This window comes from Nocardiopsis nanhaiensis (assembly GCF_054778635.1).
On sequence record NZ_BAAGZJ010000126.1, the window covers coordinates 1 to 14190 of the forward strand.

11 protein-coding genes are annotated in these 14190 nt (G+C 65.8%); 7 read left to right on the top strand and 4 right to left on the bottom strand.

Features of this window, described 5'->3' with window-relative positions:
* The first annotated feature begins 163 nt into the window (after nt 1-163).
* Genes ACYVD1_RS33125 through ACYVD1_RS33140 form a run of 4 tightly spaced genes read left to right on the top strand, consistent with a single transcriptional unit; the run spans nt 164 to nt 4425 of the window.
* On the top strand, nt 164-1708 hold the full coding sequence (locus ACYVD1_RS33125) for a tripartite tricarboxylate transporter permease (protein ID WP_460778427.1): 1545 nt from the start codon (nt 164-166) through the stop codon (nt 1706-1708).
* Nucleotides 1692-2252, top strand: a complete 561-nt coding sequence (locus ACYVD1_RS33130) for a tripartite tricarboxylate transporter TctB family protein (RefSeq protein WP_460778428.1) — start codon at nt 1692-1694, stop codon at nt 2250-2252. The genes ACYVD1_RS33125 and ACYVD1_RS33130 overlap by 17 nt, the downstream gene beginning before the upstream one ends.
* A 25-nt stretch (nt 2253-2277) precedes the next feature.
* Nucleotides 2278-3312, top strand: a complete 1035-nt coding sequence (locus ACYVD1_RS33135) for a Bug family tripartite tricarboxylate transporter substrate binding protein (RefSeq protein WP_460778429.1) — start codon at nt 2278-2280, stop codon at nt 3310-3312.
* A 51-nt stretch (nt 3313-3363) separates the two neighbouring features.
* Nucleotides 3364-4425, top strand: a complete 1062-nt coding sequence (locus ACYVD1_RS33140; RefSeq protein WP_460778430.1) for an MFS transporter — start codon at nt 3364-3366, stop codon at nt 4423-4425.
* Nucleotides 4426-4441: 16 nt separating this feature from the next.
* Here the strand turns inward: ACYVD1_RS33140 and ACYVD1_RS33145 are convergent, their stop codons facing one another.
* Entirely contained in the window at nt 4442-5206 is a 765-nt protein-coding gene (locus ACYVD1_RS33145) for an IclR family transcriptional regulator domain-containing protein (protein WP_460778431.1), read from the bottom strand.
* 303 nt (nt 5207-5509) lie between these two features.
* On the opposite strand from ACYVD1_RS33145, the gene ACYVD1_RS33150 reads away from it, so the two are divergent.
* Both ACYVD1_RS33150 and ACYVD1_RS33155 read left to right on the top strand, forming a co-directional pair.
* Nucleotides 5510-5953, top strand: a complete 444-nt coding sequence (locus ACYVD1_RS33150; RefSeq protein ID WP_460778432.1) for a TetR/AcrR family transcriptional regulator — start codon at nt 5510-5512, stop codon at nt 5951-5953.
* Nucleotides 5954-6982: 1029 nt separating this feature from the next.
* Nucleotides 6983-9028 (top strand): BCCT family transporter, encoded by a 2046-nt coding sequence (locus ACYVD1_RS33155; RefSeq protein ID WP_460778433.1) that lies wholly within the window; start codon nt 6983-6985, stop codon nt 9026-9028.
* Nucleotides 9029-9116: 88 nt separating this feature from the next.
* Here ACYVD1_RS33155 and ACYVD1_RS33160 read toward each other — a convergent pair whose 3' ends face one another.
* From ACYVD1_RS33160 to ACYVD1_RS33170, 3 genes are all read right to left on the bottom strand, one after another.
* The gene (locus tag ACYVD1_RS33160; RefSeq protein ID WP_460778434.1) at nt 9117-9704 is read right to left on the bottom strand and encodes an Hsp20/alpha crystallin family protein; all 588 of its coding nucleotides are present in this window, start codon (nt 9702-9704) and stop codon (nt 9117-9119) included.
* Nucleotides 9705-10147: 443 nt separating this feature from the next.
* The gene (locus ACYVD1_RS33165; protein WP_460778435.1) at nt 10148-11524 is read right to left on the bottom strand and encodes a sodium/glutamate symporter; all 1377 of its coding nucleotides are present in this window, start codon (nt 11522-11524) and stop codon (nt 10148-10150) included.
* A gap of 29 nt (nt 11525-11553) precedes the next feature.
* Nucleotides 11554-12723, bottom strand: a complete 1170-nt coding sequence (locus ACYVD1_RS33170) for an NAD(P)/FAD-dependent oxidoreductase (RefSeq protein ID WP_460778436.1) — start codon at nt 12721-12723, stop codon at nt 11554-11556.
* Nucleotides 12724-12834: 111 nt separating this feature from the next.
* Between ACYVD1_RS33170 and ACYVD1_RS33175 the strand changes: the two genes are divergently transcribed.
* A complete protein-coding gene (locus tag ACYVD1_RS33175; protein WP_460778437.1) occupies nt 12835-13689 on the top strand; it encodes a MurR/RpiR family transcriptional regulator in 855 nt (284 codons plus the stop codon).
* Nucleotides 13690-14190 lie beyond the last annotated feature (501 nt).

Here is a 14190-nt window from a genome sequence, read left to right on the forward strand (position 1 = left end):
CGAGCGGGCAGTGGACCGGGACCCCGAACGAGGCTCTGGACTGCGCGTGTGGTGTCCACCTCGCCGATCTCGGGGAGCACTGACAGTAGTCAGCACTCCCCGAAGGACTTATGAATCGCTGCACTAGGTACGCCTCTGATGCATACCGACAGGGACGCATAGCATGTACGAAGCAATCACGACTGGCATGGCCCAGGTTCTGGCCTGGGAAACCATGGCGTTCGTCCTCCTCGGCGTCGCCTTAGGCTTCATCGTCGGGCTCCTGCCGGGCCTCGGCGGCGCCGTGGCCATCGCCCTCCTGCTGCCCTTCGCTTTCAACATGGAGCCGATCCACGGACTCGCGTTTCTGATCGCGATGTGGATCGTGACCTCCACGGCCAGCGATATCACTTCGGTGCTCTTCGGGATACCGGGCGAGGCCACGGCAGCAGCAGCGGTCTTCGACGGCTATCCCCTCACCAAACGCGGGCAGGCCGGACGCGCACTCGGAGCCATCCTGTGCAGCTCACTCATCGGTGGCCTGGTTGGGGCGATCGCGCTGTCCGTCCTCATCACCGTCATCAGACCGCTGGTGCTCGTCCTCGGGCCGCCCGAGTTCTTCGCACTTACGGTCCTGGGCATGACGTTCATCGTCACGCTGTCGGGCAAGCGCCCGGCCCGCGGCGTCATCATGGTCGCCGCCGGCCTCCTCGTGGCCTACATCGGCATCGATCCGACATACGGCATCCCCCGCTACACCTTCGGAAACCTGGACCTGTGGGAAGGCATCGCACTGGTGCCCGTAGTCATCGGGCTGTTCGGCGGGGCCGAGGTCCTTCAACTCATGCTCAGCCGAAGCAGCGTCGCCCGCACCGGCAGCGGCAATCGGGTCACCGGCACCCTTGCGGGATTCCTGGACGCGCTGCGGCACTGGTTCCTCATCGTGCGGTCGTCGATGATCGGTGTCGGGATCGGGATGCTGCCGGGACTGGGCGGCTCGGTGGCGCAGTGGGTGGCCTACGGACAGGCCAAGCAGCTCTCCAAGAACCCGGAACAGTTCGGCAAGGGAAGTATCGAAGGAGTAGTCGCGGCAGGGTCCACGAGCAATGCCAAGGACTCCGGCTCGCTCATCCCCACCATCGCCTTCGGGATCCCCGGAGGTGCCGCGACCGCAGTACTCCTGGGCGGGTTCCTCATCCTCGGGATCACCCCGGGACGGGACATGCTCACCACACAGCTCGACGTCACGTTCTCGCTGATCTGGATCGCGATCATCTCCGGAATTCTCGCGGTGATCATCGCCATCCCGCTGATCCGCCCCTTGGCCCACCTGACCAGGATCAACGGCTCGACACTCGTGCCCGGCCTGCTTCTGCTGCTGGTGATCGGCTCCTTCAGCATCAACGGCAGCGTCACCGACATCGTCATCATGCTCCTGGCCACTGGGGTCGGCGTCTTCTGCATCAGATGGGACTGGCCGCGAATCCCCTTCCTGCTGGCCCTGGTACTGGGGGGCCTGATCGAGTCATACCTCAACCTCTCCGTCATGCTCTTCGGCTGGGACTGGGTGACCCGTCCGGGGGTGATCGCACTCGGTGTCGTCATCGTCCTGACCGTGAGCCTGGGCGTCCGCTCGGTCCGCCGAGGCAACCGCAGCTCGACCAGCCCGACTGACGCGCCCAAGCAGGACAAAGCAGCCACTGGAGAGGCCCATGACGACCCTCGCTGACAAGTCCGAAACCAAGACGACCCCCGCTGGAAAATCCGACGCCAACGCGGAACTGACCATCGCTTGCGCTGCCGCGGTGATATTCGTGGCGGGCTTCGTCGCCAGCTTGGGATGGCCGCAACAGGCGGCATTCCTACCGCAGGCCGCTTCCGGCGTCGGCGCGACGGCGGCACTGTACACCGTCACACGCAACCTGTTCCTGCGGGCGCGGGGGCGAGGTCGAACGCCGTCGCCGTCCCCAGCCACCACACCGACGGCTGAGAAGGCCGACGAAGAAGAATCCGAGAACATCCTCGTCACCGCAGACGCAAGGCGCTGGGGCGCCGCACTCGCGTGGTTGTTTGGTTACATCGCCGCTCTGCTGCTGTTCGGCATCTTCACCGCGAGCGCCGCGTTCTCGTTCTGCTACCTGCGCTTCGTAGGAAAGCGGGGGTGGTTGTTCTCCGCAGGTTATGCCGCCGCACTGGCAGTGATCATGTGGACCCTCCTACGCGTAGTCACCTACGTATCAACACCGACCGGGATGCTCTTCCACGGCGGGTGACCCACAACTGTTTGGAGCCAGACCCATGAAAAAGACGTCATCGGCAGCCTCAGCTCTCTTGCTGGGGCTCGCGACCGGCTGTTCAGCCTTGCCCGGCGGCGCCCCCAACAACGCCGCGGACGGAGACGGCCCCTGTGCCACACTGCAGGGCGAGACCGTCTCGCTCACCGTCCCCTACAGCGCGGGAGGCGGGTATGACACCCTGGCCCGGCTGATCGAGCCCGGCATGGCCGAGGCGATCGGCACCCAGGTGATCATCGAGAATGAGGCCGGCGCTGGCGGTCTGCTCGCCATCAACCAGCTCAGCCAGGGCAACCCGGACGGTACTGAAGTCGCCATCATGAACGGTTCGGGCATCGCGGCCGCTGTTCTGGTCGATGCTGAAGGTGTCGAGTTCTCCTTCGATGACCTCAGCTACATCGGACGTGTTTCCGTTGACGACCTGATCCTCGTTACTGCCGCCGACGGGCCCTACCAGAGCTGGGACGATATCGAGGCAAGCCAAGGCTTCAGCTTCGGTTCGACCGGCCGAGGCGCCTCGGACTACGTTACCGGCGCGCTGCTCATCGAGGCGTTCGAACTCCCCGGAGCCGAGGTGGTCGCGGGCTTCGACGGTCAGAGCGAAAGCGAGCTCGCCCTGCTCCAGGGGAACATCGACGGGTTCACCGGTCCCATCGACGGCCGACGTGGAGGCGTTGAGAGCGGTGATAACACCGGTGTCCTCTCGTTCGGCCAGGAACCGCCTGAAGACATGTCGGACATCACGATGGTCTCCGATCTCGACATCGATGAGCACGCGCAAGAACTCGTCGACGCCCACCTCGTCGTCAACGAGCTCGGGCGGCCGCTCGTCGGTCCACCGGACATGGACGAGGACGCGCTGACCTGCTTGAGCGACGGACTCGAGGAGGCTCTCCAGGACGACCAAGTACTCGCGCAGGCTGAGCAGGTGCAACGCGAGTTCGCTTTCCTTACGGGGGCGGAACTTGAGGAGGAGGTCATCGACAGTTTCGACGACCTTCCGGAGTCCTACCTCCAGGTCATGCGCGACGCGTTCTAACGCATCGTGCGCGAGTCTGCGACAGCCGCCGTCCTTGCGACGGGCTTCTCGGTGGCGACTGCGACGGCGGGTGTGGCGGTTCCGCTCCTCGCAGCGCAGGACGGTCTCGGGGCTCCTCTCATCGGAGCCTTTGTAGCGCTGTCGGGGGCCGCGCAGATCCTCACACGGATCTCCATGCCATGGTTGCTGCGGACTCTCTCCGACCGAACCCTATTGGCGACCTCCGTGGTGTTCACTTGCCTGTCCTGTGGACTCCTCGGGTTTATCCAGAACACCGCTGCCTATGTCAGTGCACTCGTCCTCCAAGGGGCTGCCCGAGCGCTCTTCTGGACCAGCAGCCAGACCCACGCGGTCCGTATGTCCTCTTCACCGATCTCCGGTGTGGCCTCGGTCGGAATGTCGGCGGGCGCGGGCGCCCTGGTCGGTGCGGTTCTGGCCGGTGCGGTCTCCGATATGCACTCCCCGGCGGCCGCTCTCAGCGTAGCCGCCGGGGTGGCGGCAGTTGCCCTCGTCCCCGCCTCCATGCTCACGCGTCTTCCCCCGTACGCCCGTCGGACGGCGCGCCGCCGGACCTCTCCGCTGTGGAACCGGGCCGGGGTGCGGGCAGCCTGCTGGAGCAACGTCACTGCCGGAGCGTGGCGTAGCATGCTCGACTCCTTCGTCCCGCTCCTCTTGGTCGCCTCGAACTACAGTTCGTTCTCGATCGGTGTGCTGGTGGCCACCGGGAATCTCGCGGTCATCGTCGGTACTTGGGCCGCCGATCGGCTCAACCGGTGGTTGGGACCAGCACTCCTACCACTGGCGGTCACCTGCACGGCGCTCGGAATCGGGATGCTCGGAATCGTCGCGGCCTGGAGCGCACCGGTGATCGCGCTGCTCGTCCTCTCGGGCGCTGGTACCGGCATCGTGCAAACGACCAGTCCGGCGCTCGCCTCTCGACGAGTAGAACATGAGGACCAGGGCTCGGCCATTGCCTCGACCGGTACGTTCCGCGCCTCAGCGCTCCTCGCAGCGCCGGCCGCCATGGGCGGGATGCTCGCCTTCACGCCCTTCGCCGGCGCCTTCCTCGCGATGGGCATGGTCATCGCGCTCCCGAGCCTGGTCAAACGTTGACGCCATCGGCACGCCCTCAGAGCATCGATCCCAGCCTCTCGGCTTCACGTTGAAGGACCGGGAGGTACTCCGAGCGCATGACGGAGACCGGAGTGCGGGCGGCAAAGGACGTCACGCTCATGGCTCCCTCTACCTGACCGCCCGAGTCCCGCACGGGGACGGCCATGGTGTTGACCCCCTCTTCAAGCTCCTCTTGTGTGAAGGCCACACCTTCGTCGCGCGCGCGAAGGATCCTGGCTTTGATCGACTCGACCGACAACAGCGTGCGGGAAGTGCGCCGCTGCGGTTCGATGGTCGCCAGGTACGCGTCGATTTCCCCGTCAGCCAGTTCAGCCAGGAGTACTCTGCCCGTGGATGAACCGTGCGCCGGTAGGCGTGAACCGATCCGGCCGCCGATGGAGACTATGCTCTCAGCCTCGGCCCGCGCGACGAACAAGGCATCACTGCCGTCCATAATGGCCAAGGAGGCCGACTCCGAGAGCTTGTCCCTGACCTCCTCCAGACACGGCTGCGCCAGGGTCGGCAGCGGGGATACCAAGTTGAAGACAGCGCCAAGCCTGGCCAACCTCGGGGTTGGACGGAAGTACTTGCCGTCGTGGCTTACGTAACCGAGGGACACGAGCGTGAGCAGGCATCGCCGAGCTGCGGCTGGGGATATGCCTGTGTGGTCCGCGGCTTGGCTGACCGTGAGACGGGGCCGACCCGCGTTGAAGGTCTCGATGATCGCCAGGCCTTTGGCGAGTCCCCCCATAGACTCCCCGCGGCCGGTTGGCTCGCCCATGCTTACCGTTACCTCACACCCAGTAGTTTTCGTTATTCGCAAAATATAACACAACGTGGCCGTGTCCTGATGTGCCATTCCAGAGGATGCCTGGTCTGAGCGTGAGGCGAGGGAGCCCATGGCCTTGTTGTGACGCAAGGACCTGGACTCCCTCGCCGAATCACTCTTCGCCACCATCGAACGACTTCGGATCCATCCTGCTAGGCGCGAGCGTAAGCGATGCTCGACGTTCACTGAGTCCGGCGGAGGTGGAACACCGTCTGAATCGCAGAGCAGCACTCGACTCAGGCGCGCTCACGCCTGGTGCGCGCAGAATCCTCGGCACCGCCCCGAAACTGTTTCTACGAGAAGGGCATCACGTCTGCAGGCGTCGATCTCATCGCCGCACGCTCCGGAGTCACCAAGCGAACGCTGGACAACCGGTTCGGCGCGAAGGATGCACTGGTGGCCACCTATCTGTTCGACCGTGATCAGCGCTGGCGCGAGTTGGTCGAACAATTCGTGTGCGCGGGTCCGACTCCGGCGGGACATCTGATCGCGCCTTTCAAGGCGTTTGGTGAGTGGACGTCGGAGCTTCCCAGAGGGTGTGCGGTCATCAACGCGCTGGCGGAGCTCCCGGACCTCGACCACCCCGTGCACCGGGTGGCTTTTGAGCAGAACAAGCAGGGGTCGAGCAACGAGGCATGCTGGCCGATCAGCCCTTCTGTCTCCATGAGGGCGTCCGGCCATGCAGACCACCGCACCTGACCTCGACGGGGCGTATCGGCACGGGGCTCGCGCACGTCCTGGAGCGCACCGGTGTGTGAGGAACGCAACCGGCACACCATTCGGGGCCGCAGTGCTCCAGGGGTCGCCGAGCAGCGGATGTCGGCTCAAGCGCTCGTTGCTGGATCCGCGGCCGATCGCTCGATGTTCGGGACCCCGTTCGGTCCCGCGACCGGGGGTCCAGGCTTCTGCCCGGGACCGCTTTCGGTTCGATCGCCGCAGGTAGGCTGGCTCAGTACCTCCCGGCGCCGCACAGCCTGCCGTTCCCCCATGCCTTGGTGTTGCTGTGGATCGGACGGCACCGGGTCTGTGTTCTGCGAAGGAGGGAGAGGACGTCACTACGTCAGTGGAAACCCGCCCGCCGCCATGCATCCAGGGCCGGGCGACAGGTTGTCAGCGGAGCCGCTTGGACCGGGTTCCTGGCGTGGACGACGGCCGGACCGTATCCTCCCGGTCATCCTGACACCGCTTGCTCCTGAGGGCTGGAGCGAGCTGACCGTGGCCAGGGGATTCCCGGTAGCGTCCTGCACTCCTCCTTGGGCAACCCGCGCTACCCGTACCGGCCCTGCACAACGCTTGGCCGTCCGGGCTCATGGCTCCCCTGTGCGAGTCGGCTCTCCTTGCCCTCTCCGTTGGAGGCCGGCCCCGGTGCAGGGGTGACGGGTCTCTCGATGGTGGTGGCTGCCTGGGTCGGCAACGGTTTGGCGTTCCTCCGACGGCCATCGGCCCAGCACTCTCGGGGTGTCGCTGACCACAGCGACGACACACATCGCCGCGGCGTCCCCGGCCGTACAACACCGCCCTTGCATCCAGCGGAACATGGTTCCCCGCTGCGCTCTGAAACCCGTCAGTGCGCGGGAACCAGAACTTCGCTGAAGGCGTTGCGGCCTCGTTCCGATCTACGGAGAACAGTCGGAGACGATCCGGGTCCAGGTTGACTCCCGGCCGCGATTCCCGCGAGCCATCGAATGCGCTGGTGGCCAGGGGCGAAAGAAAACCTAGTTAAGGAATATGCACTTGTCTTCCGTTCTGAGACAGAAAGATTCAGAGAATTCGCTGAAATCCGCATGGAAAGGCCTCTCCAAGCCGGTCTTCGTCCCATCGGTCCTCATCGTTGTCTGTGCACTCGCCCTCGCCACGTGGTACGGGGCGGAGTACGGAGACGATGCCGAGGCGGCTTTCACCGGAATCCGTGACGGAATCGGAGAAGTGCTCGGGTGGTGGTACATTCTGGCCGTTACCATGCTCCTGGTGTTTTCCTTCTGGGCCGCACTGTCCAGAGCAGGGAACATCCGACTGGGTCGTGACGGCGAAAAGCCCGAGTTCTCTGTGCTCACTTGGTTCGTCATGCTGTTCGCCGCGGGTATGGGAATCGGCCTGGTCTTCTGGGGCGTGGCCGAACCCTTGAACCACATGGTCGCTCCGCCGGAGGTTCTGGGGGTGGAACCGGGCAGTGACGAAGCTGCGCGTGCCGCCATCGGCCAGGCCATGTTCCACTGGGGTCTGCACGCGTGGGCCATCTACGCCGTGGTCGGACTCGGCCTGGCCTACATGACCTTCCGACGGGGGCGCCCCCTGTCCATCCGATGGCTGCTCGAACCCGTCTTCGGTCGCAAGCTCATCGAGTCCTGGGTCGGTCACGCCATCGACGTCTTCGCCGTCGTCGGTACTCTCTTCGGAGTGGCGACCTCCCTCGGCCAGGGGGTCCTCCAGATCCAGGCCGGTCTGGCCCACCTCGGCTGGTTCGACCCCTCCGACATGGTTCTCGTCGGGCTGGTCGTCGTCATCACCGCGGTGAGCACCGTCTCCGTTATCACGGGGCTGTACAAGGGCCTGCGCTGGCTCTCGCAAGTCAACATGATTCTTGCCGCCCTGCTGGCGCTGTGCGTGCTGCTTCTCGGGCCGACCGTTTTCCTCCTGCGGTCGTTGGTCCAGAACACCGGGGAGTACATTCAGGCCTTTCCCGAACTCATGTTCGTGACCGGGGCGGGGGCCGACGACGGATGGACGCTCGGGTGGACCCTGTTCACCCAGAGCTGGTTCCTCAGTTGGGCTCCTTTCGTCGGTATGTTCATCGCCCGGATCTCCCGGGGCCGCACCATCCGGGAGTTCATTCTCGGCGTCATGCTGGCGCCCACCGCCATCGCGGTCCTCTGGTTCACCATTTTCGGTAGCAGCGGGATTCATTACCAGATATCCGAAGGCGGAATGGTCGGAGAGAACGGGGTCATCGACACCGACACCTCATTGTTCTTGCTCTTCGAGAACCTGCCAGTCGGGGGAGTGGTCATCGCACTGCTCTCCGCAGTGGCGATCCTCGTCATCACTCTGTTCTTCGTGACCTCCGCCGACTCGTGCTCACTCGTGGTCGACGTCCTCTGCCATGGCGGCCGGGCCGAGACCCCTCGTGTGACACGCCTCTTCTGGTCCTGCCTCCTCGGCGTCGCCGGGGCCCTGCTGCTGCTCGCGGGAGGCGAGGCGGCCCTGACCGTTCTCCAGGTCAGCTCGCTGGCCGGAGCGGCGCCGCTCTCCGTCGTCTATGTTCTGGCCGTCGTCGCGCTCGTCAAGATGTTTCGCTACGAAATCGCGGTCATGCCCCGCTATGTGCGCATCCGCCCCCACGCGACCACGTCCGCGCTCGTCTCCACGGTGCGGGAGCAGTCCGACACGGAGGAAGAACTCGAAAGGAACCTGCGCGATCTCGTGAGGGCAGAGGAGAAGAAGAACGGGCACCCCCGGGGCGGGCTCAGCTCGGCCTCAGCCACGCTCGCCGGGCTCAGCCCCGCAGTGTCGACAGGAGCCGTCTCCACCGGTTCGGGGGACGGAAGCACGGTGGTGGCCGTGCACGATGTCGCTCCGCAGGACACCACGGTGGACCCCCGAACCGGCGCGATCGACTGGGACGAGGAAGCCGCGCTCCAGGACCCCCTCGCCGACGAGGTTTTCGATACCCCTGAGTTCGCCGAATCCGCCGTCGGCGCCGAACGGGGGACTGAGGAGTACCTGCGTGAGCACTCACCCGAGAGCGAGGGAACCGGGGCTGAGGACCCGCACTGAGCCGATGCGAACTTCCTCCCGAGGGGAGGAGGGTCTCCACACTGCTCGAGATCCGGTGCTCCCTTCGCCGGTTCCGAGCCCGGAGGCATCACCCCGAGCCGATCGGCGCACTCCCGCCGGTCGGCTCGGCGCCCCGCGCCGATGCTCCGGCGTCGACTGGTGCCTCCGGCTGAGAGGAGGTCTGCGGCGGACGAGGAGCGGGCACCGTTGTGCCTTCGTTGATCGGGATCACGACCTCCCTCGTGGGGCGGGCCGCATCGTTGACCGTGATCTGTAGGAGCCCCTGGTCGAGTTCGGCCCACACATCACGGCGGACCACGCTCGTGGGAAGGGTGATCTCGCGCCGGAAGGCGCCGCTGGTCCGGTGTTCGCCGTAGGCAGCAGTGTCCCTGTCCCGTTCGGGGCGGCGCACGCCGGTGATGGAGAGGTGCCCCGGGGAGAAGGTGACCTGTATGTCCTCGGGGAGCACGCCTGGAACGTCACAGCGGATGAGCACGTCAGTGCCGCACGCGACGATGTCCGTGGCCGGCCTCCACGGGTGGACGGCATCGCCGGTGGGGCCTGACCGCACCGAGGCCATCGTGTCGGCGATGCGGTTCATATCGCAGATCAGGTCCCGTATCCCACGGAACGGGGTGATGATCGCTCCCTTGTGGCGCCCTGTCGTTATGCTCACGCCGCGCTCCTTCCCTCTCGCTGAACCTGACCAGGGCAGCCGAGATTGCCCCTACGGTCTTGTGTGAACTGCGGCTCCCCGACCGGGGTACGCCGCTGTGGCCTGCCAGCGGGTGCGGCAGGCCACGAATGGTGAAATCGTGCCGAGGTCTGACGGGACTGGCCCGGTCCCTCGGTGGTATTGAGCGGGCTTGGCGTGTGCGGCTACCGGGCCCGCACGGCCACTTTTCACCATGATTTCGGCGAGATAAACCTAGTGGCGGTCAAGAAGGTGGATAGGTTCCGCAAGCCGCCCATCAAGGACGGAGAAGGTGGAATGGGACCCCCGGTGTGAGTCCGGCTGTTCAGGAAAGGACGCGCCACAGGGGCCGTCTTGGCCAGGCACAAGGGCATCGGTTCGCAAACCTGGGTTGCGATGTCGTCGGAACAGTAGCCAGGGCGGAACTACGCTGAGGCGGCCGTTTCCACACTGGTCTTCGGCGCCTGCCACAGCCCCAGTAGCCGGGCAAGGACGTACACCAGGAGGGCAACCCCGAGGGCGCCGATCGCCAGACCCCACGGACCTAGGCCCAGTGCCAGCATCGGTAGTGACGCGCTGACCAGACCGCCGCCCAGGAGTGGACTGAAGAACGGTGACCGCAGAGCGTAGGCGCGGGCGGCGTCGGTTTTCAGCCCCGGGTCGGCCGTGCGCAGCAGCATGAGGCCGACGGAAGCCACCCCGGTCAGGGTTCCGAAGTTGACGATGGAGTGTTCGAACCAGGACGTACGGAACAGTCGGGGTCCGGCCCAGTAGAAGAAGGCGACGCACACGACGGCGGCCACCGCCAGGAGGACGCCCAGGGGAACAAGGTTGTCAACGACTACGGGAACCGTGATCGAGGCCACCGCTGAGACCACCAGCAGGTCGAGCGCGGCTCCCTGGATCGTCCGAAGGGTCCCGGGGTCGACGGCAGCCGCCAGCGGTGTCCGGGCGATGACCGCTTGGACGATCGCGCCGCCGATCATGGCCAGCGGGAACAGCGGCATCCCGGGGATGACCTGGTCGACGAAGTACTGGAGTACCCACCCGATGAGGATCGCGCCCGCGATGAGCGCCCCGTGGAAGGCCAAGCCGTCGATGAGGTCCTTGTTCAACGTGGACCGGCCCGACGGACTGTGTTCCTCTTCGGGGAGCAGATCGGGCCCGTCAGCAGGGCGCCCGGATCGGGTGGCGCTGAGGTGCCCCCGTCGCGCTGCGATGTTGATCATGATGACGCCGACGATGATGCCGAACAACAGGCCTGCGGTCGCCGAGGCCAGGGCGAGGGAGCCGCCGTCGGACCACCCCAGCCCTTCGTAGACGGGAGCCATCCCGGCCGCCGTCCCGTGGCCACCCGGCCAGCCGATCTCGACGATGGTGCCGAACATAGGACCAACGTTGAAAAACGGGACGAGCAGGGCTGCGCAGACCAGCATGGGGACCCCGACCATCAGGGCCACGCCCAAGTAGCTGAACATCAGTTGGGGCATGATGAGGTGGTAGGTCTGGCGCGGAGAAGGCATGCTCATCCCGAGGAGCATGGGGGCGAACACGACCGTGATCAGGACTGCGGGCAGCCCTGCCCAGGTGGATGCCATCGATTCGGGGAACAGGCCCGCACCGTAGGGGCCCAGGACCGCGCCGAGGGTTCCGCCGATGAGTGCCGCTGGAATGAACATCCGACGCAGCGGGGCGATGAGGAGCCGGAGTACGACGCCGACCAGGATGAGTAGTCCGAGAACGGTGATAGCGAACAGGAGCGTGTTGAGGCTGTCGCCGCTGATTTCGTCGGTGGGGAACATGTGTGCTCCTTGCTGACCGTGGCTGGGGCTCAGCCGGCGGTCGGGTGGAGGGGCGCCGCGCTGTCGAACCGGTCGAGCGCGAAGGGGGAGAGGCTTTCCGGTCGTGCTCCGGTGCGCAACCAGAAGCTGAGGGCTTCGGCCACTGCCGGAGCGATGGCGAAGCCGTGGCCGGTCCATCCGGTGCCGACCCAGGCGTTGGCGGTACCGGGGATGCGGTCGATGATGGGGATTTCGTCGGCGCTGCAGGATTCGGGCCGTTCGGCGTCGGCGATGTCGGGGCGGGCACCGCACAGGGCGGTGTAGACGGCGGCCGCGGTGGCGATGTTGCCGGAGACGCCGTCGGCGGTCGCCTCACCGCGGCCCAGGTCCGCGCGCCACCGTCCACGCCAGCCGCCGCTGAGCATGGTGGATCCGTCGGGCAGGGCCTTGAGGGACAACGGCCTGTGGTCGTGGCCGATGAGATGGTTGATCCGGGGCGCGTCGGTGCCCGCGGGCAGGCGCAGGGCCTGGGGCAGGATCGGCCAAGCGGGCAGTGACAGCTCGAGCTGGTCCTGGAGGAGTTCGATGGCCCCGGTGTTGTTGAGTACCAAAAGGGCATCGCCTACAACGTGGCGGCTGCCGTCGATGGTTTCCACTGCGGCGATACGGCCGTCACGGCGGTGCAGGCCGGTGACAGCTGTGCCTTCGCGGATGGTCGCGCCCTTCTTGCGAGCGGCTTCGGCGAAGGCGAGTGTGGTCGCGGTGTGGTCTGCGGATCCGTCCAGGGGTGCGTAGAGCGCGGCGCGGACACCGGGTGCGACGTCAGGTTCGAGTTCGATGAGCTGTTGCCTGTCGATGAGCTTCGTCGGGACGCCCATCTGGGACTGGATGTGAGCATGCGTGCGGGCTGCGACCAGGCCGCCCTTGGTGCCGGTGGTCTCTTGTTCGATGAGGTACAGGCCTCCGGTGCGCTGGTACCCGGTTGGGCTGCCGAGCCGTTCGTCCAAAGTGGGCCAGAGACGGTAGGCGGACCGCATCAGGGGTAGTTCCCGCAGGTCGCGGCGGTTTCCGCGGACTCCTCGGCGGCCGAAGCCGCCTGAGGCGCCGGAAGCGATGGTGTCGGCTTCGAGGAGGAGGACGTCGGCGCCCGCGTCGGCGAGTGTCCAGGCTGCGGCACAGCCGTGGACGCCACCACCGATAATGACGACCTGGTGCTTCATTGGGGAGCTCCTAGTGTGGTCCAGTGCACAGGATGGTAGTATTTACTACATCGAAGGGTCAATCAAGTAATGAAAACTTCATCTGCTGGCGGGGGCGGTTTCCCTGGCCGCGTGTCGGCCAACCTCTCCGCGCTGTCGCCGCGTGAGCGCACCGTTACCGACTTCCTGCTCAATCGGCCCGGGGAGGCCGTGACCGCTTCGGCCGCGGAACTGGCCGCGCTGACCGGAACCAGCGACGCCACCGTTGTGCGTACCGCGCGCTCGCTGGGTTACAGCGGCCTGCGCGAACTCAAGCGGGCGCTCAGTGACATGCTGACCGCCCGACGCGACCCCGCACGCGTGCTTGACCAGCGGCTGGAGTACATCGGTCGTGCCCGGGTCTTCGACCAGGTCATCGCGGACAGCGCTGACCTCGTCCGGCGCCTGCCTGATGTCGTCGACCCGCGTGCCTTCGACCAGGCTGTCGGGATTGTCGAAGAGGCAGAACGCACTGTGGTTTACGGCATCGGCCCCGCGTCCGGAGCCGCCCACTACCTGTCTCTCGAGGTAAGTCGGCTGGGTCGGCGCTGCACCTCTCTGGGGGCCACAGGGTTCCGGCTGGCCGATGACCTGCTGGGCCTCGGTCCCGGTGACGCGGTAGTGGTCCTATCCCCGCTGCGCCTGTTCCGGGAGATCGATTCCCTGCTGCGCCGCGCCGCCGAAGTCGGTGCGCCCACCGTCGTCATCACTGAGGCGCTGGGGGGTGCACTGGCGGGAGAGGTCGATACCGTCATCACGACTCCCCCTTCCACTTCGGGCGCTGCGGGCGAGAACCTGGCGGGCTGGATCGTCACTCACGCGCTGGCCATGGAACTGGCTGCCCGCGACCGTACAGGGGCGGTCGCGGCACGTGAGCACCTCAATCGGTTGCGGGGTGAGATTGCTGGTGCCGAAATAGACAGCGACGTCCTCGGAAAGTCCGAGTGACGTCCAGGAGCTGTTTCCGCAGCTCTGCCACCGCACCTTCGGTCCTCGGTTCTCCAGCGTATCTGTCTTCATGGCGACGTGGACAATCGAAACGTGCATCTTATTTCGGATTCCGCAAGGGGTTTTATTCCCGGCTGTTGAATAGCCGGGCGCAAGAGGTGGAGTGTCAGTATCCGTCCTGCGGTTGTTAAGTCACCTTCTATTTCCGACTTGAGGCGCAAAGGTAGTGATTACGATAGGCTTGTTCGCCGGTGCGATAATTCCGTGATACGTAGGATTGTCCAGGAGCGGGAAGGAATTAGTTCCGCGATTTCCTGGATAGCGAAACGGGTGCGGGTGCAGCTCTTGCCGATGACCTCGTGCGGGTGCAAAAAGGCTCATCCCAATCGGGGGTGTAGGAGTTGGGGTCCGAAGCCGCCGGTCTCGAGCAGGCTTCGGGCGATGTAGTTGGTCAGGTTGCGGAACCCGAGTGCGGAGCCGCGCAGGTGTTCGAGCCGTCCG

What these genes read in the sequence shown, in the direction of transcription:
- ACYVD1_RS33125 (WP_460778427.1), top strand. Translation starts at nt 164, where the DNA reads ATGTACGAAGCAATCACGACTGGCATGGCCCAGGTTCTGGCCTGGGAA.
- ACYVD1_RS33130 (WP_460778428.1), top strand. Translation starts at nt 1,692, where the DNA reads ATGACGACCCTCGCTGACAAGTCCGAAACCAAGACGACCCCCGCTGGA.
- ACYVD1_RS33135 (WP_460778429.1), top strand. Translation starts at nt 2,278, where the DNA reads ATGAAAAAGACGTCATCGGCAGCCTCAGCTCTCTTGCTGGGGCTCGCG.
- ACYVD1_RS33145 (WP_460778431.1), bottom strand. Translation starts at nt 5,206, where the DNA reads ATGGGCGAGCCAACCGGCCGCGGGGAGTCTATGGGGGGACTCGCCAAA.
- ACYVD1_RS33155 (WP_460778433.1), top strand. Translation starts at nt 6,983, where the DNA reads ATGCACTTGTCTTCCGTTCTGAGACAGAAAGATTCAGAGAATTCGCTG.
- ACYVD1_RS33165 (WP_460778435.1), bottom strand. Translation starts at nt 11,524, where the DNA reads ATGTTCCCCACCGACGAAATCAGCGGCGACAGCCTCAACACGCTCCTG.
- ACYVD1_RS33170 (WP_460778436.1), bottom strand. Translation starts at nt 12,723, where the DNA reads ATGAAGCACCAGGTCGTCATTATCGGTGGTGGCGTCCACGGCTGTGCC.